A 24,872-nucleotide genomic window follows, 5' to 3' on the forward strand; every position below is an offset into this window, starting at 1 on the left:
TTTGGAGTTTATTTTAATGTGCATAAAACACATCACTATATCTTGGCGAAATAAGACGGCGATTTTACCTGTAAAAATGGGCTATTACCACAACCATCGCTGTCGTATTGTGATACTAGCAGCCCACAATATGCATAACATGCCCGGATAGAACATTAAAGAAATAACGTCACCCCAAAAAACTGCACCTAAGATCGCTGCGAATATCACGCTTGAGTAAGCAAAAAGACCAATATTTACCACCGATGCATATTGATATGCTTTTGTCATCAATAATTGTCCGATTAGGGCAAGAGCGCTCATCAATCCAATAAGTAGCCATGTGTTTGAGTGAATAGTTCGCCATGAGTAGAGCATGGGCAATGCGCTGATAAGCGTTGCGATGGCGATAAAATAAAACACAATACGAACAGCTGGTTCTGTTTCTGATAAGCGGCTCAAAGTACACTTGGTTGTTGCCACTAAAATAGCGCAGCAAAGCGCGATAGCGCCAATGAATAGTGAAAAACCGTGTTGAGGGTCAATAATCAAAAAGACGCCAAAGAAACCGACAAAAATAGCAATGACATTCATAAAGCTAATCGTTTGACCAAGCCAGAAATAGGCAATAAACGGAATAAAAAAAGGGGCGGTTTTCAATGTTATTATTGCAGATGTTAAAGGCATATTTGCAAGAATATAAAAGAAACAGTACATGCCAGCAAGACCTGTAAACGCTCTAAACATATGCAACGGCAAACGTTGGGTTCTAATAGATAAAATGTGTGTCTTACTTAGCCAAGGAAGTAAAAACAACAATGCAAATAAGTTTCTAAAAAAGACTAATTGATGCTGACTGAGGGTATCGCTTAGATACTTTACCAATGCACCTGTACCAGCGAGAAACGCTTCTGCCAGGATAAGAAGTAAAGCGCCTAGATAAACGGGTTTGACGGTAAAATTCATGTGGCTAATTCTAGCATACATTTCCTTTAAAAAGCCTCATGTGTCATAATTGTTGATGAGAATAAGTAAGCAATCGTAGGGCCTTAAAATGAGTTTGTCTGTCGATATATGTATTGTTGGTGGCGGCATGGTGGGGAGCGCGCTTGCCATAGGTTTTGCCCAACAGAATTATTCCGTCGCGTTAATCGAGAAAAATGAACTCATTGATTTTCAAGCCACGCAGGGCCCAGATATACGAGTTTCGGCCTTAAATATGAAAACCGTTGACACTTTGGCTCAACTGGAAGTGTGGGATGAGCTCAAAAAAATGCGGTTAAGGCCATACAGTTCGCTTAGTGTATGGGAACAGGGTACCGAGAAAACTACTTTTAGCGCCAGTGAAGTAGACCATGAGGTACTGGGTTTTTTCGTCGAAAACAGATTAATACAACTGGCTAATTATGCGCAAATTAAAAAGCAGCATGCACAGCGCATTACCTGTGTATTTAACAAAGAGATTGTTAACATTGACCCAATGCACGGTTGTGTAGAGCTTAACGATGGCACAATACAAGCTAAATTAATCGTTGGAGCGGATGGCGCTCAATCAAAAGTCAGACAGTCAGCCAACATTGCGTGTTCTGGATGGCAGTATAAACAGCGTGCAAATGCGATTTTGATAAAATGTCACCAAACGATTCGTGATGAGACTTGGCAAATGTTTCATGCAAATGGACCAAGAGCATTATTGCCTATGTATAACGAGCAAGATGGCGATTTTGCTTCACTAATTTGGTACGACAATGATGAACAATCAGCATGGATTCAACAAGCAGATTATGGTCAATTACACGCCGCTATTATCGAACATTTTCCAAATGTATTACCTGATTTTGATATTGTTGATGTTGCGGGATTTCCTATTACTCGAATGCATGCGAAGCAATACGGAAGGGGTAAAGCCATAATTATTGGTGATGCTGCTCACACTATTAACCCGCTTGCTGGCCAAGGTCTAAACTTAGGTTTTAAAGATATTGCAGCTCTATTGGAACTAATTGAAACAATGGGGATCGAAAACACGCATAATATCATCGTTGAATATGAGCGAAAAAGAAAGGGCCAAAATCTGTTAATGATGTCAGCGATGGACGCGCTATATCTTGGGTTTTCGAATGAACTAAAACCTTTAAAAATGTTCCGAGAAATAGCCTTGAAGCTTGCAAATAAGGCTGGACCGATTAAACAAAAAGCCCTCAAGTATGCGATGGGTATTGACTAAAAAATTATAATATTTAAGGATAATACATGACAGTGCTAATTGTGATAGGGGTGTTATTTATATCACTTATCGTTATCATCCCACTGATTGAAAAATCAAGTATGAGAGTGTCTGACGAACAAGCTGCGAAAATATCTCGATGGATATGGCCGCTAATGATTATAGCGCTTATCGCATCCATGTTAAGCGCGTTTCTATAAATTTAGATACATGACGTCTTTAGGCGCCAGTTACTTTTAGTCATCACCTCTCCAGATGTTTGGCTCTTCTAGCTTACCTTGAATATAACAATCATCTTTGTCGAACTTGATAGTATTGCCTGATCCTCGTTTTTTACGATAATCTTGGGTAACTGCAACAATAGTTGGGGTTAAAATGAAAATAGCGATAACATTTACCAAGGTCATCAAACCAAGCGCCATGTCTGCCATTGCCCATACCATTGGAAGGGATGCCATTGAACCCCATAAAATCATCAATAAATACCCCGAGGTATAAAATCCTCTGCCGATTTTATTATCGAGCTTGAACATATGTAAGTTACTTTCACCGTATGCGTAATTTGCGACAACAGACGTAAATGCAAAAAAGCAAATTGCTGCGGCGATAAAATCGGCACCTCCCACACCTAAATGCGCTTCCATCGCAGTTTGAGTTAGCCTTATTCCTTCCATTTCACCGATGCCAGTTTGCGTGCCTAATAAAATGATAAATGCAGTGCATGTGCACAGCACCATAGTATCGATAAATACTCCTAACATTTGCACATAACCTTGCGACGCAGGATGATTTGGATGGGGAGTTGCAGCTGCCGCGGCATGAGGAACGCTTCCAGACCCCGCTTCGTTAGAATATAGACCGCGTTGGATGCCATTTTTTATTGCAGCTGCTAAGGCACCGGCACCAGCTTCTTGGAAGCCAAATGCACTCTTTATGATGTCGCTTAGTACACCTTGGCAATAAATGAATATTGATGATAGTGACAATAAGAGCAATCGCTAAAAAGGCTAATGCCATAAATGGGACAACATACTGAGCAAAAGTTGCAATTGACCTAAGTCCGCCCACTACAATAAGAGCAGCAAGCGCAATGATACCTAAGCCAGCATATAAGGTTGACAGCCCATAGCTATTGTTTAACGCATCGGTAATCGTATTTGCCTGTACTGCACTAAACACAAAGCCATATCCGAAAAATAAGCATAATGCAAAAAGAGTGGCAAAGGCTTTGCTCTGAATCCCTTGTTGGATGTAATAAGCGGGGCCACCTCTAAACTGACCGTTGCTATCTTTTATTTTGTAAACTTGACCCAGTACACTTTCAGCATAACCTGTCGCCATGCCAAGTATGGCAATTACCCACATCCAGAAAATAGCGCCTGGACCCCCTAATGATATTGCAACGGCTACACCAGCTAAATTACCAGTACCTACTCGAGCCGATAGGCTTGTACAAAGTGCTTGAAAAGAACTGATCCCCTCACTATCAGCTTTTCCACTATTTCGCATGATGGAAAACATATGTCTAAAATCAGCGATTTGAATGAATTTTAAGCGCCATGTAAACCAAACGCCTGCTGCCAACAACAGGTAAATTAATATTTGTCCATTACCCCACAATATATTGTTAACAAAGCCTACAATTGTATTGATAGACTCTTGAAGCGGGAGAAAGAAATTTTGACTAAGCCAATTTTGTGATTCGGACATGGATGTAGATGCTTAAAATAAAACAAGTAGATGTATCTATTGTGCAAGATTTTTAAAAAAATCACTATCGTAAAGTGTGATTACTTAAAAAGAATTGTGTTGAGACAAAGAAATGGCTGGGGTAGCAGGACTCGAACCTACGGATGGCGGGATCAAAACCCGCTGCCTTACCAACTTGGCTATACCCCAGTTGTAGATAAACAGTAAACATACAATATAAAAAGTGGCTGGGGTAGCAGGACTCGAACCTACGGATGGCGGGATCAAAACCCGCTGCCTTACCAACTTGGCTATACCCCAACAATGGTGCGGAAGGAGAGACTTGAACTCTCACGCCGTGAAGCACTGGAACCTAAATCCAGCGTGTCTACCAATTCCACCACTCCCGCGTATTACTTTTTACATTTTCACTCAACAATTGGTGGCTACGGCGGGACTCGAACCTGCGACCCCATCATTATGAGTGATGTGCTCTAACCAGCTGAGCTACGTAGCCATTGTTCACTGCATTTCTGAGTGGCGCGTATTATGCTTAGTTGAAGCTTAGGCGTCAACCGTTTTTTGGCAAAAAAGTTGTGGTTGCCTATAAACTAGCCATTACCATGGGTCTAAACTTCAAACAATTGCGCTTAAGCTTCTGATTAATCGATCTGTTTGGGTAAAATACCATGCTTTATATTATAAGAATTTAACTGTTGGCGGATTTTCGCGCCTAATCTGCCGCCTCGTATCTTTGGTACACGGGTCGAATCAGTTTCATAATTCGCAGTCGCAAAAGTATGTGCAAACTCATTGTCATTTGCACCTATCGCATTTAAGCGAGTCTTTGCTGATAGTTCAGAGATCTTACTAATGCTTTGCTGGCGAGAAAATCGAGCAAATCCTTTAAATGTAAAGTGCGTTTCAACATACCGCTGACTACTCTGCAAAGCCCAATCCATCAGACCATGAAGTATAGCATCTTCGCTCAATCCATCTAATAGGATGTGCGCGCAAGCTCCATTACAAAGCTCTGGCAGGCGTGTTTGGCTACTAGGGCATATATCTACATGTAAAAGATATCTACCAGCGTTTAGTGTAATTAAGTCTAGTCTAGAGAAACATGCTTTGTCGTATTGTATTTCAGATAAAAGTGAATCTATTTGTTGCTCAGTTAAGTTTTCACATTGGTTTTTCGATAAACCTTTTATCTGAGACACTGCAATTAGTGGTAAGTCTTGATGACAGCTAAACGGCGTGGTGATGGCGTGCTTGGTTTTATATTTAAAAAGTTCTCTAACTTCATGTTCACGCGCTTTTAAAAGCGCCAAAAATGCAGTTTGAATTATTTCCGAAGATGGTAATTGTGGCTCCACTCGCCATCTTCTTCCATACACAATTTTGTCTGCTTCTTGTTGTGCTAATGGCAGGTAGTTGTCTTTGCCTATGATACCAACTTGGATAAAGATACTGGCTTGGTCTTCATCAACAAATAAAACGAAGTTATCATCAAATCCGATATTAGCGATAATATTGTCAATAGAGTCTTGAGTATGATGATAGCTCAAATAGTGTTGTGGAATACAATTGGTACCGTCATCTAGCACTACAGAGGGTGCGCTTGGCAATGGTGTCTCACCAGGAAGTAATGGTAATTGTTTTTTCATACATCTCACATAAAATGTAGGTCTACTAAATAGACCAAGCACGCCAATAGAAACTTTCAACTACTAGCTAATATGTGAATAATGTAAATGTGGTTTAGTATCGATGTATAAATTTTATGTAATATGTTGGCGCTAGCAAATATCTAAGCAAGCGCCACCACGCATTAAACAAGTTATCTGGGATATATTGCTGCTTCGCCTTCTTCAGGAATTGTGTTAAGTATAAATTCGCGCAAATCCTGGTTTGACAACCTAAGATCATCTCTGCGTAAATACATCATGTGGCCGCTACGATAACCTTTAAAGCTCAAACGTTCATTCATTTTGCCACTAGGATCAAGTTGCCACATTGTATATTTTGCGTCGAAATAGTTTGTAGCACCATCATAATAACCGGATTGGATAAGTACATTTAGATAAGGGTTTTGTGCCATCGCAAGCCTTAAGTTTTCTCCACTTTGATTGTTGCTTCTATCCCAAGGCCTCACAGGACCGAACATGTTGTACTTTACATCTGTTTTATAATTAAGTTCTTGTGCTATGTAGTAATTGATCGCGGGGGTAAATGAATGCAACCAAGATGTTAATTCGGCCCAGTAGTCGGGACGGTCCCCGGTTTCCTTTTTATCAATACCTAAATAGCGGCTATCAAGGCGCCCAAGCGTTTTTCCTTCATCTCTAAGTAGCTCCTTCCAAAAAAAGGCATTGCTAATATCAAGGTGACTTTGTGCAACCGCTTCTTCACTTAGTCCAGAGTACTTTGCGACTTTCTCTATTGTTGCTTGTTTTTCGCTATCAGATATGAAACCACCCTTGGCTAATGCAGGAATAAATTGATTAACGGTATATTCTTCTACTTCGTCTAAAACATCATATAAGTCTTTAGCTTGCAGTTCTGGGCTCAATTTGTTGTGGTGCCAAGCAGTGGCCGCGAAGTAGGGGAGTCTATTAGCAGCGTCAACAGGTCCATCGCGTTCAATACCAATATTGGTAGGTGAAACTAATACTACGCCATTTAAGTACATCCATTGTCGATTTTGAAGTTCAAGGGCTAAGCCTGAAACTCGTGTCGTCCCATAGCTTTCGCCTATCAAATATTTAGGTGACCGCCATCTGTTAAACCGGGTGACAAAGGTATTTAGCCATTCTGCAAGATAGCTGATATCAGAATTGACCCCAAAAAAGGTCTCTCGTTGCATTTCTGTTGATGGCATATCGCCATTTTCATCAGGTAAAACGCGAGAATAGCCAGTATTAACCGGATTGATAAACACAATATCAGCTACATCTAGCACCGAATATGGATTAGTTTGCACGCCATAGGGTTGAACGGGATATCCTTCATCGTCAATATTTAAAATTCTAGGGCCAGTATATGCCACATGCATCCAAACTGATGCTGAGCCAGGGCCGCCATTAAATGACATTAGTAAGGGTCTTTTCGCATCATCTTTAATGTCGGTACGTTTATAATAAGTATAAAACAACGTTGCTATAGCTTTACCTTCGTCATCCCAAACAGGCTGAGTACCTGTAGTCGCAGAATATGCGATGCGTTTCCCATTTATTTGTGTTTTGTGTTGCGTAACAACTGACGAGTCTGCTTCAATTTGCCTGCTCTGAGCAAAAAGAACGCTACTTAATACAAGTAAGCATGTGGCTATGCTTATATTCAAATATAATCGAAATGAGGTCATGTGGGTCTCTGATTGTCATTTTAGGAATAAAATGTAACAGTAAATTAAAGGCATACCAAGTTTTAGGTATAAAAAAACACGACCTTTTGCCGTGTTTTTATTTGATCTTATTTGAATTTAGACATTAAATCTAAAATGAATAACATCCCCGTCTTTTACGATGTAGTCTTTTCCTTCTAAGCGCCATTTTCCTGCTTCTTTTGCGCCTGATTCACCTTGGCAAGCAACATAATCGTCATAGCCTACAATTTCAGCTCTGATAAAGCCTTTTTCAAAGTCGGTGTGTATTTTTCCAGCTGCTTGTGGTGCAGTAGAGCCATTTGGATAAGTCCACGCTCTGACTTCTTTTTCACCCGCGGTAAAATAAGTTTGTAAAGTTAGGAGGCTATAACCTGCCCGAATTACTCTATTTAGCCCAGGTTCAGTTAAACCGAGTTCTTCCATAAATTCAGCTTTTTCGTCATCTTCTAATTCAGCAATATCAGACTCTATAGAAGCACATACGCTAACCACCGTTGCATTTTCAGCTTTGGCAATCTCTTTTACCCTATCTAAGTATGGATTGTTTTCAAAGCCATCCTCACTGACATTAGCGATATACATGGTCGGTTTGAGTGTCAAAAAGTTCATGTATGAAATAGCCGCGATTTCTTCAGGCGCTAATTCTACAGCTCTTAAAAGCACGCCTTCGTTAAGGTGAGGCATTATTTTCTCAAGTACTTTTAGCTCAAACTTAGCGTCGGCATCTCCGCCTTTCGCTTTTTTGGCGACTCTGATGATTGCTTTTTCAGTTGTTTCTAAATCTGCTAAACCTAACTCAGTATTGATTACATCAATATCTTCTTGAGGATTCACTTTGCCCGCAACATGCACGATGTTGTCGTCATCGAAGCACCTTACCACATGGCCTATGGCATCTGTTTCTCTGATGTTCGCTAAGAATTTATTACCCAATCCTTCGCCTTTAGATGCACCTGCCACTAAACCTGCTATATCAACAAATTCCATGGTTGTAGGAATGACGCGTTGAGGGTTAACGATCGCCGATATCGCATCTAGTCGTACATCGGGAACTGGTACAACACCCGTATTGGGTTCAATCGTGCAAAATGGAAAATTAGCTGCCTCAATACCTGCTTTGGTTAGTGCATTAAATAATGTTGATTTACCTACGTTGGGTAATCCCACTATGCCGCATTTAAAACCCATGATGTGCCTCTTTTTCGCTAATGTTAATTAATCTGCTTTAAAACTATGAAGCCGTTGTTGTGCTGTACTTAAATCATTTTCCCAAATCAATGGGATACAACGAATGGCTTCATCGATTGCGTCTTGTGTTTTTTGTCTGTCTACTTGTGGGGCTTTTGATAAAACAAAATTAGACACTTTGCTTTTGTGTCCAGGATGTCCAATACCAATTCGAAGACGAAGGAAGTCTTTTTGATTGCCAAGGCTGCTAACGATATCTTTGATACCATTTTGACTTGAGCTACCACCTATTTTAAATTTCGCGATACTCTGAGTGCAAAGTCCAATTCATCATACGCAACAAGTAGATTCATTGTATCTATTTTGTAAAACTTGCACATGGCGGAAACTGATTTACCACTGAGGTTCATAAATGTAGTTGGGATCAACAAGCGTACTTCTTGTTGAGCAATCATACCGCGCCCAGTAAAACCAAAAAACTTAGCCTCAAACTTTAATTGAATATTAAATCTTGAGGCTAAGTCTTCAACTAATTCAGCACCTGCATTGTGGCGTGAACCTTGATATTGTGAGCCTGGATTACCCAAGCCCACAATTAATCTTATCACTGTGGACACCGATTATTCCTCAGTGTCTCCAGCTTCAGCTTCACCTGCTGAATCTTCATCTTCAGCTGCTGGTCCTTTTGCTGCTTTAATGGTAACAACGGCTAAATCGTGCGATTCGCCTTTACCTAATTCAACAGCTTCAACACCTTTTGGTAAGGTAAGGTCAGAAATATGTAAAGTTTGTCCTAAAGCAACGCTGCTTAAGTCAACTTCGATATATTCAGGCAAGTTTTGCGGTAAGCATGAGATTTCGATGTCAGCCATGTGTTGTTCAGCATGACCACCTTCAATCTTAACAGAGTCAGCTTTGTCTTCATTAATGAAGTGAAGCGGCACGTTAGTTTGTAGTAATTCACCTGCTACAACGCGTTGGAAGTCGATATGAGTCACTTTAGGCTTAAAAGGGTGACGTTGCATATCTTTAACAAGCGCTTCTTCAGGCTTGCCATCAACATTGATTGTTAATACGTGTGAGTAAAATGCTTCAAACTCTTGGGCTTGAATCACTTTGTTATGATCAAGTGTTAATGCGATAGGGTCTTTACCCGCTCCGTAAATAATAGCCGGTACTTTGCCTTCATGACGTAGGCGGCGGCTCGCACCTTTCCCCATATCAGTACGGACAGTAGCGTCTAATGTAAAAATAGCGTCAGACATTATATGTCTCCAAAATTAATAATTTAAATAAGTAGTGTTTTGCGACCAAACACCACGTGAGTTAGGGCTTTTATTCGCCCTTACCGTTTTTTTCACCAGCCTTATTCAAAGCTGACCATAAAACGGCGGCGAATATTACCATTAGTGTTGAGCGCATACAATTATTTATTGCTTTGATGAGTGTTTTATTTGCGCTGATTAACGGTGTTGGTCAATCATGATTGGATTACCATCCGGGTCTTCGATAATTAGGTGTGCAGGTCCAGTGCTTTTGTCGTCAATTCGGTCTTGGATTGTCAGGCCTTTTTCAAGAAACTGAGCTTGTAATTGTCTTATATCGGTATACTCAGCTAGATTTTCTGCTTTTTGATTCCATCCAGGATTAAAGGTTAGGGTATTTTTAGCTAACATACCTTCAAATAGACCAATCAAATGTTCACCATGTTTCATAATTAGCCACTTTTGTTCGATTTCTCCAGCAAATACGGTAAATCCAAGTTTTTCATAAAACCTTTGTGAGAGATTGATATCTTTAACGGCTAAACTAATTGAAAATGCGCCTAATGACATAATGCTATCCTTTTGTTGAGAGTATCATCAGTATAGTTGAAATTACGTGTTGTATATTTTGAAAGTTTTTATACTTAATTACATAATTTAATCACTCAATAAACGTCCATTGATTGCGCTTATGATAAACATTCATCACTATCTAAGTCTTAAGTGTAGCCATTTGTAATAAAACCATCTAAGATCGCGCCTTCTTCATTTTATTGCCTGAGAAACAACGTGAACTTGATCAAATCTCTGAAAACTTACGGAATAAGCACCGAGCTTGAAATTCTTCATAACCCATCTTATGAAACACTCTTTATAGAAACTACTCAAAGCGGGCTTGAGGGCTTTGATAAGGGGTATCAAACTCAAAGTGGTGCGGTAAATGTTAAAACGGGCAAGTTTACGGGACGTTCGCCAAAGGACAAGTATATTGTTAAAGACGAAGTTACAAAAGATACAATTTGGTGGTCAGATCAAGGTAAAAACGACAACAAAGCAATCACACAAGATACGTGGAAACATTTAAAAGGTATTGTTACCACACAGTTGTCAAATAAGCGCTTGTTTATTGTTGATGCTTTTTGTGGCGCTAACAAAGATACTCGTTTGAGTGTGAGGTTTGTCACAGAAGTAGCGTGGCAAGCTCATTTTGTTACTAATATGTTTATTCGACCAAATGCACAAGAGCTTAGTGAATTTGTCCCCGATTTTATTGTGATGAATGGCGCGAAGGCAACTAACCCTTTATGGCAAGAACAGGGCCTAAATTCAGAAAACTTCGTCGCTTTTAACTTAAGTGAACGAATTCAACTTATTGGTGGTACTTGGTACGGCGGTGAGATGAAAAAAGGCATGTTTTCAATCATGAACTATTACTTGCCATTGCAAGGGATGGCTTCGATGCATTGTAGTGCAAACGTTGGACAAAAAGGCGATGTAGCAGTATTTTTTGGGCTATCTGGGACCGGCAAAACAACCCTTTCTACAGATCCAAAGCGTCAACTTATCGGAGATGATGAACATGGCTGGGATGATAATGGCGTCTTTAATTTTGAAGGTGGCTGTTACGCCAAGACGATAGATTTAAGTAAGGAAAATGAACCTGATATTTATCAAGCTATTAGACGTGACGCCTTGTTAGAAAATGTTGCTGTAGATGAAAAGGGTAATATTGATTACGCTGACAATACACTGACTGAAAATACACGCGTTTCTTACCCCATTTACCATATAGATAACATTGTGAAGCCAGTATCAAGAGGCGGACATGCTAAAAAGGTTATATTTTTAACGGCCGATGCTTTTGGTGTATTGCCAGCTGTATCAAAACTCAGTGCAGAGCAAGCACAATATTATTTGTTGTCTGGCTTTACGGCAAAATTAGCGGGTACTGAAAGAGGTATTACTGAACCAACCCCCACATTCTCAAGTTGCTTTGGAGCAGCGTTTTTAACCCTCCATCCCACCAAGTATGCTAGTGTGCTCAAAAAACGAATGGAGTACGCTGGCGCTCAAGCTTATTTGGTGAATACTGGATGGAATGGTACTGGCAAGCGAATTTCAATTAAAGCGACGCGCGCAATTATTGACGCTATTTTAGATGACAGTTTAGATAGTGCTCCTATGCAAACACTTCCTATTTTTGATTTACAGATACCGACTGTTCTTGAAGGCATCGATGCTAACATTCTAGACCCTAGAAAAACGTATTATGACCAAGAATTATGGACGGAAAAAGCTGAAGACCTCGCGATAAAATTTGTTGAGAACTTTGAGAAATTCACTGATATCAAAAGTGGTCAACAATTAGTAGCCGCAGGCCCTAAAATCACGGTAGTATAAAAAAACAAAACTGTCGAGTCTTATTATTCCAAGCACATTCATTTTATTGTTCACAGCATTGGTCGCATTTGCGGCCAATTCTGTTTTTTGCCGTTTGGCTTTAGCGAATCAAAGCATCGACCCGGCAAGTTTTACGATTATTAGACTACTATCGGGCGCCGTTACGCTAGTAATTATCTATGTAATCGTTTCATACTTAAGCTCTAGGTCGACAAACAATGAGATAAGTAAAAATACGCCATCAAATATTAGCAAGGGGACATGGATGGGGGCATTGTGTTTATTTGTTTATGCACTTTGTTTTTCTTATGCCTACACAAAGCTAGATACGGGCACCGGAGCTTTGATGTTATTTGGTAGTGTGCAGGTGAGCATGATTGTTTATGGTTTGTTTAAAAAGGAACCTTTTACATTGCCACAAGCTCTTGGGTTTGCTCTTTCCTTATTTGGACTGATTTATTTAATGTGGCCACAGCTAGGATCACCCACCTTTTTCGGGGGATTGCTAATGGTATTATCGGGAGTAGCATGGGGCGTATATTCTATTATTGGTAAATCAAGCCAAAGCGCCTTAACCGATACCACCTTTAATTTTGTTAGAAGCTTAGTTTTTATCATTCCAGTTGGCCTAATTAGTCTTGATACAATGAATGTCAGTAATACTGGACTATTATACGCTGTTCTATCAGGTGCATTTGCATCTGGATGCGGCTATGCTATTTGGTATGCTGTTTTACCAAAATTGTCCTCCATCAGCGCTGCATCGGCGCAATTGAGCGTCCCTATTATTGCTTCATTAGGAGGGCTTATATTTGTATCAGAAGCCTTAAGTGTCAGACTTATTGTTTCATCAATGTTGGTTCTAGGCGGTATTTATATTGTAATTAGTGCGCAACTAAAAACAAGTTCTTAGGATGCACTATTATTGGGGCTTAGGTATTAGTCCTTATTTTTTCTATTAAGTTGATTTATTTGCATATCACTTAACCACTTAAGATATTCTTTAGGTACATCTTGATTTTGATTCTCGATTTGCCAGTTTTTAAGTGTGCTTAGCATCAACGCTTGTTTTGCCCTGTAAGCATCAATTTTAACTAAGCGCTCAATATTTTTGGCTCTATCAGATGATTCCAACGATAAATCGCTCGCTAGGATATGATTTTTCTGTGCGATAGATGAAAGCGCGTTAGAAATATTCTCTAGCTCTTGATTTAAGTGGACAAAGGACGGTGCCCTCAATCTTGAACCTGTGACGGAAATTTTTTCAATTTCTTCTTCATCTTTAATGCCTTGGCTGTTTTGTATGAGTGTCAGAGGGGCTTCTAGGTGACTTAATTCATCATCGTTTTCAGAAGACTTTGATTCGGCAACAGTATATTCCCCAGCATTACCTATGTTGTTATCTTCAAGCGCATTTTGACTAGAGCGCTTAATAGTATTTATTTGTTCTTGTTCTTGCTTACGAGCAAATAAATCTTGTTCTTTAGATATCGTGTTTTCGTCATTTTCAATAGTGGATGGCGTTTCTTGGATATCCGTCAGGGTCTGTTCAACTTGACCACTGTTTAGATATAAAAATACGGCAACCAGCGTAATTGATGCGGCACTTGAAAAGGGCACATACCATGACCTGCGCCAATGGCTAGAAGATGCTCCTTTCATATTTTTACCAGCATGTGTTTTGGCTAATTCTAAGACTTTACTATTGGTAACCGCGCTTGGTTCTTCTTTATCCAATTGGTGGTAAATAGCATCAATATCATTATCTTTCATGCTTATTTTCCTCAATAATCGTGTTCGAGGATGATTCTATTCGCTTATTAATGCACTCGCGTAAGTTTGCATATGCTTTTCTAAGTCTGCTCTTACTTGCTTCAAGCTGCGTATCCACAATGTCTGCAATCTCTTTTACGGTAAAGCCAGCTTCATTTTTAAGTAAAAAGCACTCTAACTGAAGACTTGGTAGTCGTTGTAAGCAATGACGCAATGCGCTTTGGGTTCTTTCACTGTCGATAGTAACTTCCCCTAATTGGTCTTGATCACTGTCAAGCGCATGCTCATTAATTTCATGCTCTTCGTTGCTAATAATACGGTCAACAACGACTAAATTCCGCTTATTATCGATAACTTTGTTTCGTGCAATCGAATATAACCAAGTATTAAATTTCGCCGAAGTTTGATAGTTTTCAGCACTTTTAACGATACTTAGCCATGTTTCTTGAAAAATTTCTTCTGCCGCTGAGCGAGTCGATAGTTGCCTTAAAAGATATCGAAACAATGGGCCTTTGTGTTTTTTGTACAATAATTCAAAGGCCTCATAATCCCCCTCTTTGAAAGCAAGCATCATGCTCTCATCGCTTTGCAATGTCTATCAACCTCTCTGTGGTGAGTGTATTGTCAGTATTTATCGATACTTGTTCTAATGCTTTTGCGTTTCTAACCAATTGAATAAATTCGTTTCTATATCCAAATAGGTCATTGCCTTTTGCTTCAATCGCGGTATCGATAACCCAGTCAAAGTCCAATTCCTCAGTAAATTTACTACGTTTTAGTAGTTGGGCAAAATTAGCGGTGGCAATTGCAAATCTGAAATCGTCGCTTTGCTCACTAAATTCAGCAACATCACTGATCTTAACTGCATGTTCAATTAACTTACTAATGTCTTGTTTTGGATGTTTATATCTTAACTTTACAAAGGCAATTTCATCATTTGCGGCAATATTTGAGGTGTTTGCACGACTTGTTTGTTGATATCGAAGCTCATCAACAAATTTATCCTTTGCGTCAACAAACGTTAATTCATACATTGCTGTTACACGATGGCCTGCACCAATATCACCTGCATCAACTTTATCATTATTAAAATCCTCGTTTGCCAATACTCTATTTTCATAGCCAATCAAGCGGTATTCAGCCACCACTGCAGGGTTGAATTCCACTTGTATTTTGACATCCTTTGCAATTATTTGCATTAAAGCTTGGACTTCATCAACAAGTACTTTTCTCGCTTCATTAATCGTGTCGATGTAGGCGTAATTTCCATTTCCTGCATCAGCTAACTGTTCCATTAAATGATCGTTATAGTTACCTTGCCCGAAACCTAAGGTGCTAAGCGCGATACCTTTTGTACGTTTAAGGCTTATCATATCAATCAGACTATCATGATCTACTAAACCCACATTAAAGTCGCCATCTGTCGCTAAAATCACTCTATTGTTGCCATTTTCTTTAAACGACTGCTCAGCAAGTGAATATGCTAATTCGATACCCGATGCGCCATTTGTTGAGCCGCCTGCTTCAAGAGCATTGAGTGCAGCACTTATTTTGGCAGAGTTATTGCCAGCAGTGGGCTCTAAAACGACACCCGACGCACCGGCGTATACGACAATTGAAACTGTATCATTTTCGTCTAATGATTGACTTAGCATATTCAATGATTTTTTAAGTAAGCCTAACTTATTGGGTTGGTTCATAGAGCCAGATACATCAAGTAAAAAAACAAGGTTGTTGTCTAAAGTTTGTTTGTTTATATCATTAAAGCCCTTAATGCCGATTTTTAAAATATGTCTGTGACTATTATTTGGTGATGTTGATATCTTTGTTGTGACACTAAATGGCGTATTGGCATCAGCAGTATTGGGATACTGATAGGTAAAATAATTAATAAACTCTTCGGTTCTAACCGCTTCTTTAGGCGGCAAATAACCCTGATTCAACATTCGTCTTACATTGGTATAACTGCCTGTATCAACGTCAATAGAAAATGTAGAAACCGGACTGTTGGCAACAAGTTGCACTGCATTTTCTATTGGCGATTGGTAGTGCTCTGTGCTGATATTAGGCTCATAAGATGATTCAAAGTGTCGGTATGATTGGTTTATGCTAACACTTAGCTTCTCAGCGCTAGGGGCATACATTTCGGCTTTCCGTTCGCGATTTGTTGCATAAGTATCTTGCAAAACAAGGCTTTCGCTCTCACTTATTCTACTGCCTGTTACAACAACTGCTTGGGGATTTTCAGCCTCTGATTGATTGACAACATCCTTGTGCTTGGTATGTGAACAAGCAATAGCAGCCATTACTGCAATTACACAGATGCTTAATCGAAATAGGTGTTGTGGTGTTCGCGAGTCACGATGTTGATTCACTTTAGATTGTTTGCTACTGGCTTGAAGTAGTTTAATCATCATTTCATCCTTAGGTGGTTTAGACTGTTCGAAGCGCATTAATCAAGCGCTTATTTATCACAAACGTTCCAAGAATAAAAAAGGGGTTTTTATTTTTACTAAATTTATAAATCGTTATCGTCAGATTTGGGGTTTTGCGCTACAACGACGGTCTCTATGACTTGCACAATTTCTCCATACTGCATAAAGCTCATGACATCAGGACGTGGTATAACGGTTAATGTCAATATTAAGCCTTCTTTTTTGTGCGATTCATCAAGGTCCATCAAGGTATATTTATTACCTTTTTCATCAATAAATGCAAAAAAGCCACCTTCAAGCTCAATGTACGTCATCGTTCCAGTTATTACTTTGGGCGTGGATTGTGTTTGCTCCATCGGTTCTTCCTGCGGGGCGAGTTGTGCTGCATTTAACTCATTTAAAGACTGAGGCTTAGATACTTCACTACTATTTTCAATTACTTGTTTATCTTCGCCTTTGTGCTCACTATTTTCATTACAAGCACTTAGTAAGACAAATCCCACAGCGCTTATCATGCATATAGCTAATTGCCTGCTCATACTACCAACTCCCTGTATTTTCCATTGATGCCCATGGTTCTTGGGCCGCTAAAGATTCACCTTTTTGAAGCAACTCAATCGATACTCCATCTGGAGATTTAACAAAGGCCATATGACCATCGCGAGGAGGTCGGTTAATCGTAAGGCCTGCGTTTTGTAATTTTTCACAAAGCTCATAAATATTATCAACCCGAAACGCTAAATGCCCAAAAGCAGTGCCAGAACTATAATTTTGTTCTTCTCCCCAATTATAGGTTAGCTCAATCATAGGTGCCTTGCGCTCTTTAGCTAAGGCCTCGTCTTCAGGTGCACATAAAAACAAAAGGCTAAATTGGCCTTGTTCATGGTCAACTCTGCTCACTTGTTTAAGCCCGAGTAAATCACAGTAGAAAGCTAGACTCTCGTCAATATTCTTGATTCGTAGCATAGTATGTAGATACTGCAAAATTTACTCCGGCTTATAAAGTGTGTTTAATATTCAAACATCGCTGAAATAGATTCTTCATTGCTGATTCGTCTAATTGTTTCAGCCAACATTTCAGATAATGTTAGTTGTTTGACCATATTCAGCTTTTTGATGTCTTCGGGCAATGGAATACTGTCGGTAATGATAATTTCATCGATGACAGAGTTTTTAAGGTTCTTAGCCGCATTTCCTGAAAAGACTGCATGGGTAGCATATGCAAAAACGCGTTTTGCACCATGTTCTTTTAATGCTTCGGCTGCTTTTGCTAATGTTCCGCCTGTATCAATCATGTCATCTACAATAATACAATCACGATTATTAACATCACCAATAATATTCATGACTTGGGCAACATTTGCTTTTGGTCGACGTTTATCAATAATGGCCAAATCAGTGTCATTTAATAATTTAGCCGTTGCGCGGGCACGCACTACACCGCCAATATCTGGTGAAACCACGACAGGCGAGTCAAAATCTCGCTGGAACATATCGTCTAAAAGAATAGGTGTACCAAAAGCATTATCAACTGGCACATCAAAGAAGCCTTGAATTTGTTCAGCATGCAAATCAATAGTTAGGACTCTATCAACGCCAACATTTGACAGAAAGTCAGCAACAACCTTGGCTGTAATAGGCACTCGTGCTGATCGCACTCGTCTATCTTGCCTAGCATATCCAAAATAAGGAATAACGGCGGTAATCCTTCCCGCTGATGCTCTTCTAAAGGCATCAATCATTACGATCAATTCCATAAGATTGTCATTAGTAGGTGCGCAAGTAGATTGAATAATAAAAACATCGGAACCGCGAACATTTTCGTGGATTTCGACACTAATTTCTCCATCACTAAATCGACCACATGACATGTGACCTAATTTAGTATACAAACGTTCAGCGACTTTCTGGGCGAGTTCAGGAACGGCATTTCCTGCAAAAAGCTTCATATCAGGCACAAGTGATTCCTCGGTGCGAAGTTAAGTGTGTTTGGCTGGGGTAGCAGGACTCGAACCTACGGATGGCGGGATCAAAACCCGCTGCCTTACCAACTTGGCTATACCCCAATTGTACATTCTGGCGCGCTAATACATTCATCAGCACTTTCACAGGTGTTTCTTTAGCGGCGAAGTGTTTATTCCTTTTGCAATAAACCCAAAGATATCTTTGGGAAGAGCATTTAAGACGCCTTGAGCATCATCAAGATGGTCAAAAACAGAAAAAACGCTGGCACCGGTTCCAGTCATCCTCGACGGAGCGTAGTGTACCAACCACTGTAATAATTTTGCAACCTTAGGATGCAGATCCCCTACTAATTTCTCACAATCATTTCTAGTTTGTTCAAAATTATAGTCATTGAAATCGATTTTTGGGGTCTGTCTAGGTAAGTCAGGATGTGAAAAAACACTCGCAGTAGAAACATGCACCTGAGGTGTTGCTACCAAATAATACTTACTCGCAATCTTGGTATCGTACAAATCTTGGCCAATACCTGATGCAAACGCACTGTGACCATGAATAAAAATAGGAACATCGGCCCCTAATTGCAAACCAAGGGCTTTGAGCTGTGTGTTAGACAAACCACATTCCCATAAGGTATTTAGAACGAGCAAGACGGTCGCCGCGTTTGACGAACCTCCGCCTAAACCGCCGCCCATTGGTATTCGCTTCTTTAGCGATAAAACGACGCCTAGAGTGTTATCTTTGCGATAGGGGAGTAAAACTTTTGCTGCTTTGAAAAGTAGGTTATCTTTTTGTTCGACATCTTTTATCGGGCAAGCCAATACGATTTCGCCATTGCTAGTTAATTGTGTGCCAACTTCATCACCAAAATCTAGCAGTTGAAACAGCGTTTGCAACTGGTGATATCCATTTGGATATTGACCGCAAATGTGTAGAAAAAGGTTTATTTTAGCGGGACTTGGCCACCATTGTATTGGCGTTTTTGTCAGTTCCATTTGTTGATGCTTACCTTAATTACAGCGTTATTTACTTGATGTCGTAGCTCGATTTTTATCGGTAATTGATATGCGACATCATTAATGACCACGTTTGAGTATGCTTGGTAGTTGATTTGCCATTGCGCGCAGTTATCACAATTGGGTCTAAAGGATTTAACCAAACCATTTTCGTAAAACTCAATACGTTTAAACTCAATATCTTCGTTGCTGTAATTAAGCTCGCCTTTCAACCAAGCTTGAAGAGATAGAACCGGAATATCCCAACCGGTTACTTGCCAAATTAAAAAACTTGGATCTGGGGATGTATAGATTTTGTCATCTGCAGTTAAGGTGGCATTTGCATCTAAAAAGTCAAGCCTTGCTAAGGTGACGCCTAATAAGTTGGTTAATATAAACGAAAAATTCTCGTTGTCTTGTGACCAATTCATATATGCGCTTTTTCGGTCTTGCTCGGTGATCCAAGCAATGCGACCTTTGGCTTTATAGGTCGTTAACGTTTGAACATTATTGCTAATGAGCTCAGCCGTGGTATCGCTTGTTTTTAAACCAGTGCAAGCGCCCATAAACACTATGGAAAACAAACAAATTAAGGTATATTTCACACGCGACACCTGATGCATTGATGTGCCTGTTAACCAGACTTTAGCTGTTACTTGAAATCGCTCAAACATAAGGTGTGTAATTTTATTGATGAAATTTACGTGCTTGTGGCGGATAACATACAAGATCAAGGCCTTTTTTGCTATTGATATTGTGAATTTCTTTAAATCTAGGGGACTTTTGACTACAATGCGCCATTGTTTAATTTCCGCAAGTTGATGTCTCTTAAAATGAGTTTTATTGCCATTGGCATAAATCATGATTCTGCGCCTATCGCAATACGTGAAAAGGTGGCATTTACTCCTAGCTCACTAGCGGCCGCATTAAAGTTATATGCCAAGCAACAGCAAGAAGGTGAGCTGGTAATCTTGTCAACATGCAATCGAACTGAGCTTTTTGCAAACAGCGAGCAAATTAGCCCTGAATCTTTGTGTAAGTGGTTAGCTGATTTTCATTCAATTGAGCCTGCAGAGCTTGATTCACATTTTTATACCTTTACTGGAAAACAAGCGATTGATCACCTTATGCAAGTTGCTTGCGGCTTAAACTCCTTAATTCTAGGTGAACCACAAATATTTGGGCAAGTGAAGCAAGCATTTTCTGAAGCAAAACATATTGGAACGGTCACTGGATATTTTGAAAAGCTATTTCAGTCGACATTTGCTGTGGCAAAGAAAGTGCGAACACAAACTGAAATTGGCGCAAATGCGGTTTCGGTAGCATATGCGGCAGTACAACTTGCCAAACAAATTTTTTCGACTTTACACAAAAGCAACGTGCTATTGATTGGTGCAGGCGAAACTATCGAATTGGTAGCCAAACATCTTAGTGATGCTCAGGTTAAGCAAATGACGGTGGCCAACCGAACGTTAGCAAACGCAGAAAAGCTGGCAAAGAGTCTTCCTGGAGAGACTCAAGCGATTACTATCAGTGAGATACCTTCACAACTCACTCAAGCTGATATTGTCATCAGCTCAACAGCAAGTGCATTGCCCATTTTAGGAAAAGGAACAGTTGATGCGGTGTTAAAAACGCGTAAATATAAGCCTATGTTAATGATTGATTTAGCCGTGCCGCGTGATATTGAAGATCAAGTGGGTGAAATTGATGACGTATATCTATATACCGTTGATGACTTGCAACATATCGTAAAACAAAATGTCTCTAATCGAGAGCAAGCCGCACAGGAGGCTTTGTCGATTATTAATGCCGAATTAGTGCAATTGCTTCAATGGGAGCGGTCTAACAAAAAAATCGATTTGATCAAGCGCTACCGAGATGAGTCGGCGTTAACAGCACAGCAACTTTCCGCCAAGGCCTTAGCTAGATTGAATCAAGGTGAAGCTCCTGAAGATATAATAAAAGAATTAAGCTATAAGCTATCACAAGCCATGATGCACGGACCGACAAGGGCAATACAACAAGCGATTTCACAGCCTGAACTGCCTGCATTACAAGTGTTTGAAAATATTTTTTCAGATACTGATAAAGACAATAACTAGCCAGAATTTGGTGTTGAATAAAGGAATGACATGAAAGATTCAGTCATACAAAAACTTGAAACGCTTGTAGAGCGTTTTGAAGAAGTACAAGCATTGCTCGGCGAGCCAGATGTCATTAGTGATCAAGAACGGTTTAAAGCTTTATCAAAAGAGTATTCTCAACTCGAAGAAGTCGTAAAAGAGTTTGGCGATTTTAAAAGTGCCCAACAAGATATCGATTCAGCATTAGAAATGATTCAAGAAGATGATGCTGAAATGAAAGAAATGGCTCAAGAAGAGTTAAAAGATGCTAAAAAACGCATCGAGGTCCTTGAAACACGTCTGCAGGTTTTATTACTGCCTAAAGACCCAAACGACGATAATGATTGTTTTATTGAAATTCGGGCCGGAGCAGGTGGAGATGAAGCGGCAATATTTGCTGGCGACATGTTTAGAATGTATAGCCGTTACGTGGAAAGCAAAGGTTGGCGATTAGAAATAATGAGTGCAAATGAAGGTGAGCATGGTGGCTATAAGGAAATTATCGCTCAAATAAGTGGAGATGCACCTTATGGTGTATTGAAATTTGAGTCAGGTGGTCATCGCGTGCAACGTGTTCCAGAAACAGAGTCGCAAGGTCGTGTGCATACCTCGGCTTGCACCGTAGCAGTTTTACCTTTAGTACCAGAGTCAGAAGCAGTAGATATTAACCCTGCAGACCTTCGTGTTGATACGTTTAGGGCATCTGGCGCTGGTGGACAACATGTTAACAAAACCGATAGTGCTATTCGGTTGACGCACATACCGACGGGCGTCGTAGTAGAGTGTCAAGACGAGCGTTCGCAACATAAAAACAGAGCAAAAGCCATGTCAGTTTTACAATCGAGACTTAATCAAATTGAGATCGATAAACGAGCGGAAGAAGAAGCTAGTACACGTAAGTCTTTGGTAGGCAGCGGCGATAGGTCCGAACGAATTCGTACGTACAACTTTCCGCAAGGTAGAGTATCTGATCATAGAATTAACTTAACACTTTATAAGTTAGATGATGTTATTGCTGGTGATTTAGGGGCGTTATTGGATCCTATTAGGCAAGAACATCAAGCAGACTTGCTTGCCGCCTTAGCCAGTGACTAACTTGAGATTAACGTATCAAGTAGATCTAACGCTTAAGTCACTACTTAAATTATCGATTGAGGCTTTATTGACCTCAAAGCTTGAAACCATCGATAATCCAAGCTTGGCAGATAGTGCAGACGTATCCGAAAATCAGCTTCAAGCAGAATCAAGCTATGAAGCAAAATTATTGCTAACACACGCTTTTGATAGCAATACCGCTTGGTTGATCACGCACGAACACAAGCTAGTCAAAAAAGAAGAGTTTGATAGGTTTAACGAGCTTTTAAACCGACGTTTAGTAGGTGAACCCATTGCATTTATTTTGGGTAAGCAAGGTTTTTGGACCTTAGATTTGGAGGTTGCGCCTTGTACGTTGATACCCAGACAAGACACAGAAACCCTAGTGGAGGCCTCACTTGATTTACCTGTAGCTAACAATGCAAGTGCCTTAGATTTAGGGACAGGCACAGGAGCAATTGCTTTGGCGCTTAAATACGAAAGACCAAGTTGGCAAGTGCTTGGTCTTGAAAAAGTGCCACAAGCTGTAGATTTGGCGCGACGAAATGCGATAAACAATCAACTAACAGTTGAGTTTGTGCAAAGCGATTGGTTTACTTATATTAAAGGTACGTCAAGGCGCTTTGATTTAATTGTATCTAATCCGCCATATGTTGAGCCTAGCAGTCCCTATTTAGAAAAAGGTGATCTCAGGTTTGAACCGCACACAGCACTAGTTGCTCAGGGTGAAGGTTTTGATGATATTGCGTTTATTATCATCAATGCAAAGCAGTATTTAAAAGAAGGTGGTTTTGTTGCGATTGAACATGGTGCGAGTCAACATGAAAAGGTCAAATTACTTTTTGAAAAAGCAGGTTACATTGAGATACAGCGAATCACCGATCTTAACAAGCTCGATAGAGTGACCATTGCGAAATTGGGGTAAACTCATTGTGTTTAGCCAATATGTATTTACACTTATAGAACGCTTTGCTGCAATAAGCGGCTTGATAAGAATAACAATCAAAGGAAAGTATTATGTATACCATTGTTAAACATGCTCACTTAAGCATTATAGTGCTGACATTTTTATTCTTCGTTGTCAATTTTGCACTGACATTGAAGCAGTCTGACGCCGTGAATAATAAATTATTAAAAATAGGTCCTCATATTTTATATACATTTTTTGTATTAACCTTTATCTACTTAGCGTATCAAAGTCCTATTAGGCTTGATCCGACTGTAAATGGTTGGGCACTATCAAAGCTAGCTGGTTTTGTGTTTTACGTATTGTCTATTGCGTTTGCGTTAAAATGGGCCAAGTCCAACATGTGGCGCATTGTAGGAGCAATAAGTGTGATATTTTGGCTATTAGTGACAGCGCGCTTAGGGTTTTCTGATAAGTTAAAAATCAAAGGCATAGCACAAGACCCAAATGCAGCGATAGTGGTATTAGAAAACACGCTATCTGCATGGGTATAAATAGCTAGTAACGTAAAGGAAGATAAGTAATGCCTAATATTTCTCATGTAAATATACATAATATAAAGGTCTCAAACGACTCACCGTTTGTACTATTTGGTGGTATGAATGTGCTTGAATCAGAATCACTTGCTATGCATATCGCTGAAAAATACAAAGAAGTCACAAACAAGCTAGGCATACCATATGTATTCAAAGCATCGTTTGATAAGGCTAATCGTTCTTCTGTTCACTCGTACAGAGGCCCCGGTTTAGAAGAAGGCTTAGCTATATTTGAAAAAATAAAACGTGAATTTGAAGTGCCCATTATAACAGATGTTCACGAGCCTGCTCAGGCTGCTAGTGTAGCTGAAGTCGTAGATGTCATTCAATTACCTGCTTTTTTAGCGAGGCAAACCGATTTAGTCGTTGCAATGGCACAGACCAATGCAGTTATCAATGTCAAGAAACCGCAGTTTCTTGCGCCACACGAAATGGCACACATAATTAAGAAGTTTGATGAAGCAGGTAACAATAAAATAATGCTGTGTGAAAGAGGCAGTTGTTATGGCTATAACAACTTAGTAGTGGATATGTTAGGGATGGACCTAATGAAACCGATGGCGCCCGTTATTTTCGATGCAACTCATGCTTTGCAAAAACCAGGAGGAAGAAGTGATTCGGCTGATGGCAGAAGGGCACAAGCGGCGACCTTAGCAAGAAGTGGAATGGCGCTTGGCTTGGCCGGCCTTTTTATTGAATCTCACCCGAATCCAGATGAAGCGAAGTGTGACGGTCCTTGTGCATTGCCATTAGACAAGCTTGAGCCGTATTTACATCAAATGAAGCAGGTGGATGATCTCGTAAAAGCATTTGAGCCCTTAGATATAGAATAAATAATGCATCCATCAAA

Annotated in this window: 23 protein-coding genes, 5 tRNA genes and 2 pseudogenes; 9 read left to right on the plus strand and 21 right to left on the minus strand. The window is 39.9% G+C overall.

Annotated elements, in window-relative coordinates; all coding sequences use genetic code 11:
- Positions 1 to 84: 84 nt before the first annotated feature.
- Positions 85 to 945 (minus strand): DMT family transporter, encoded by an 861-nt coding sequence (locus ACZ1G6_RS05810; RefSeq protein WP_472618450.1) that lies wholly within the window; start codon positions 943 to 945, stop codon positions 85 to 87.
- 88 nt (positions 946 to 1,033) lie between these two features.
- Here ACZ1G6_RS05810 and ACZ1G6_RS05815 point away from each other — a divergent pair, with 88 nt between their 5' ends.
- On the plus strand, positions 1,034 to 2,206 hold the full coding sequence (locus ACZ1G6_RS05815; RefSeq protein ID WP_472618451.1) for an FAD-dependent oxidoreductase: 1,173 nt from the start codon (positions 1,034 to 1,036) through the stop codon (positions 2,204 to 2,206).
- Between the two features lie 26 nt (positions 2,207 to 2,232).
- A complete protein-coding gene (locus ACZ1G6_RS05820) occupies positions 2,233 to 2,406 on the plus strand; it encodes a hypothetical protein (protein ID WP_472618452.1) in 174 nt (57 codons plus the stop codon).
- Between the two features lie 36 nt (positions 2,407 to 2,442).
- On the opposite strand, the pseudogene ACZ1G6_RS05825 reads toward ACZ1G6_RS05820, so the two are convergent.
- From ACZ1G6_RS05825 to ACZ1G6_RS05875, 11 genes and pseudogenes are all read right to left on the minus strand, one after another.
- Positions 2,443 to 3,916: pseudogene (locus ACZ1G6_RS05825) on the minus strand (alanine/glycine:cation symporter family protein).
- Between the two features lie 113 nt (positions 3,917 to 4,029).
- Positions 4,030 to 4,105: transfer RNA gene (locus ACZ1G6_RS05830), tRNA-Gln, on the minus strand.
- Between the two features lie 35 nt (positions 4,106 to 4,140).
- Positions 4,141 to 4,216, minus strand: a tRNA-Gln gene (locus tag ACZ1G6_RS05835).
- 4 nt (positions 4,217 to 4,220) lie between these two features.
- A tRNA-Leu gene (locus ACZ1G6_RS05840) sits at positions 4,221 to 4,305 on the minus strand.
- Between the two features lie 30 nt (positions 4,306 to 4,335).
- Positions 4,336 to 4,412 (minus strand) — tRNA-Met (locus ACZ1G6_RS05845).
- A 145-nt stretch (positions 4,413 to 4,557) separates the two neighbouring features.
- A complete protein-coding gene (locus ACZ1G6_RS05850; RefSeq protein ID WP_472618453.1) occupies positions 4,558 to 5,562 on the minus strand; it encodes a hypothetical protein in 1,005 nt (334 codons plus the stop codon).
- Between the two features lie 173 nt (positions 5,563 to 5,735).
- Entirely contained in the window at positions 5,736 to 7,259 is a 1,524-nt protein-coding gene (locus ACZ1G6_RS05855; RefSeq protein WP_472618454.1) for a S10 family peptidase, read from the minus strand.
- Positions 7,260 to 7,376: 117 nt separating this feature from the next.
- Positions 7,377 to 8,468 carry a redox-regulated ATPase YchF gene (ychF, locus tag ACZ1G6_RS05860; RefSeq protein ID WP_472618455.1) on the minus strand — a complete coding sequence of 364 codons (1,092 nt, stop codon included), beginning with the start codon at positions 8,466 to 8,468 and terminating at the stop codon, positions 7,377 to 7,379.
- Between the two features lie 27 nt (positions 8,469 to 8,495).
- A pseudogene (gene pth / locus ACZ1G6_RS05865) lies at positions 8,496 to 9,085 on the minus strand (aminoacyl-tRNA hydrolase).
- A gap of 3 nt (positions 9,086 to 9,088) precedes the next feature.
- The gene (locus tag ACZ1G6_RS05870; protein WP_472618456.1) at positions 9,089 to 9,733 is read right to left on the minus strand and encodes a 50S ribosomal protein L25/general stress protein Ctc; all 645 of its coding nucleotides are present in this window, start codon (positions 9,731 to 9,733) and stop codon (positions 9,089 to 9,091) included.
- 198 nt (positions 9,734 to 9,931) lie between these two features.
- Complete coding sequence (locus ACZ1G6_RS05875; RefSeq protein ID WP_472618457.1) at positions 9,932 to 10,303, minus strand: VOC family protein; 372 nt, start codon at positions 10,301 to 10,303, stop codon at positions 9,932 to 9,934.
- A gap of 219 nt (positions 10,304 to 10,522) precedes the next feature.
- Here ACZ1G6_RS05875 and pckA point away from each other — a divergent pair, with 219 nt between their 5' ends.
- Together pckA and ACZ1G6_RS05885 are read left to right on the plus strand one after the other, a co-directional pair.
- Positions 10,523 to 12,133, plus strand: a complete 1,611-nt coding sequence (pckA, locus tag ACZ1G6_RS05880) for a phosphoenolpyruvate carboxykinase (ATP) (protein ID WP_472618458.1) — start codon at positions 10,523 to 10,525, stop codon at positions 12,131 to 12,133.
- A 46-nt stretch (positions 12,134 to 12,179) separates the two neighbouring features.
- A complete protein-coding gene (locus ACZ1G6_RS05885; RefSeq protein WP_472618459.1) occupies positions 12,180 to 13,046 on the plus strand; it encodes a DMT family transporter in 867 nt (288 codons plus the stop codon).
- Between the two features lie 26 nt (positions 13,047 to 13,072).
- Here ACZ1G6_RS05885 and ACZ1G6_RS05890 read toward each other — a convergent pair whose 3' ends face one another.
- From ACZ1G6_RS05890 to lolB, 9 genes are all read right to left on the minus strand, one after another.
- Positions 13,073 to 13,906: a hypothetical protein gene (locus tag ACZ1G6_RS05890; RefSeq protein WP_472618460.1), complete on the minus strand. Its 834-nt coding sequence runs from the start codon at positions 13,904 to 13,906 to the stop codon at positions 13,073 to 13,075.
- Positions 13,896 to 14,480 (minus strand): sigma-70 family RNA polymerase sigma factor, encoded by a 585-nt coding sequence (locus ACZ1G6_RS05895; protein WP_472618461.1) that lies wholly within the window; start codon positions 14,478 to 14,480, stop codon positions 13,896 to 13,898. Before ACZ1G6_RS05895 ends, ACZ1G6_RS05890 begins: the two co-directional genes overlap by 11 nt.
- Positions 14,481 to 14,484: 4 nt before the next feature.
- Positions 14,485 to 16,320 (minus strand): vWA domain-containing protein, encoded by a 1,836-nt coding sequence (locus ACZ1G6_RS05900; protein WP_472618462.1) that lies wholly within the window; start codon positions 16,318 to 16,320, stop codon positions 14,485 to 14,487.
- 104 nt (positions 16,321 to 16,424) lie between these two features.
- Entirely contained in the window at positions 16,425 to 16,880 is a 456-nt protein-coding gene (locus ACZ1G6_RS05905) for a hypothetical protein (RefSeq protein ID WP_472618463.1), read from the minus strand.
- A gap of 1 nt (position 16,881) precedes the next feature.
- A complete protein-coding gene (gloA, locus tag ACZ1G6_RS05910) occupies positions 16,882 to 17,325 on the minus strand; it encodes a lactoylglutathione lyase (RefSeq protein WP_472618464.1) in 444 nt (147 codons plus the stop codon).
- A 26-nt stretch (positions 17,326 to 17,351) separates the two neighbouring features.
- Positions 17,352 to 18,299 (minus strand): ribose-phosphate pyrophosphokinase, encoded by a 948-nt coding sequence (locus ACZ1G6_RS05915; protein ID WP_472618465.1) that lies wholly within the window; start codon positions 18,297 to 18,299, stop codon positions 17,352 to 17,354.
- A gap of 32 nt (positions 18,300 to 18,331) precedes the next feature.
- A tRNA-Gln gene (locus ACZ1G6_RS05920) sits at positions 18,332 to 18,407 on the minus strand.
- 39 nt (positions 18,408 to 18,446) lie between these two features.
- On the minus strand, positions 18,447 to 19,298 hold the full coding sequence (gene ispE, locus ACZ1G6_RS05925) for a 4-(cytidine 5'-diphospho)-2-C-methyl-D-erythritol kinase (RefSeq protein WP_472618466.1): 852 nt from the start codon (positions 19,296 to 19,298) through the stop codon (positions 18,447 to 18,449).
- Positions 19,289 to 19,903 (minus strand): lipoprotein insertase outer membrane protein LolB, encoded by a 615-nt coding sequence (lolB, locus tag ACZ1G6_RS05930; protein WP_472618467.1) that lies wholly within the window; start codon positions 19,901 to 19,903, stop codon positions 19,289 to 19,291. The genes ispE and lolB overlap by 10 nt, the downstream gene beginning before the upstream one ends.
- Positions 19,904 to 20,131: 228 nt before the next feature.
- On the opposite strand from lolB, the gene hemA reads away from it, so the two are divergent.
- From hemA to kdsA, 5 genes are all read left to right on the plus strand, one after another.
- Entirely contained in the window at positions 20,132 to 21,403 is a 1,272-nt protein-coding gene (gene hemA / locus ACZ1G6_RS05935; RefSeq protein ID WP_472618934.1) for a glutamyl-tRNA reductase, read from the plus strand.
- 30 nt (positions 21,404 to 21,433) lie between these two features.
- The gene (gene prfA / locus ACZ1G6_RS05940) at positions 21,434 to 22,519 is read left to right on the plus strand and encodes a peptide chain release factor 1 (protein WP_472618468.1); all 1,086 of its coding nucleotides are present in this window, start codon (positions 21,434 to 21,436) and stop codon (positions 22,517 to 22,519) included.
- A 1-nt stretch (position 22,520) separates the two neighbouring features.
- On the plus strand, positions 22,521 to 23,444 hold the full coding sequence (gene prmC / locus ACZ1G6_RS05945) for a peptide chain release factor N(5)-glutamine methyltransferase (protein WP_472618469.1): 924 nt from the start codon (positions 22,521 to 22,523) through the stop codon (positions 23,442 to 23,444).
- Between the two features lie 92 nt (positions 23,445 to 23,536).
- Positions 23,537 to 23,980, plus strand: a complete 444-nt coding sequence (locus ACZ1G6_RS05950) for a SirB2 family protein (protein ID WP_472618470.1) — start codon at positions 23,537 to 23,539, stop codon at positions 23,978 to 23,980.
- Positions 23,981 to 24,009: 29 nt separating this feature from the next.
- The gene (gene kdsA, locus ACZ1G6_RS05955; protein ID WP_472618471.1) at positions 24,010 to 24,855 is read left to right on the plus strand and encodes a 3-deoxy-8-phosphooctulonate synthase; all 846 of its coding nucleotides are present in this window, start codon (positions 24,010 to 24,012) and stop codon (positions 24,853 to 24,855) included.
- Positions 24,856 to 24,872 lie beyond the last annotated feature (17 nt).

The sequence above is a fragment of the Glaciecola sp. HA4-3 genome (genome assembly GCF_055693685.1).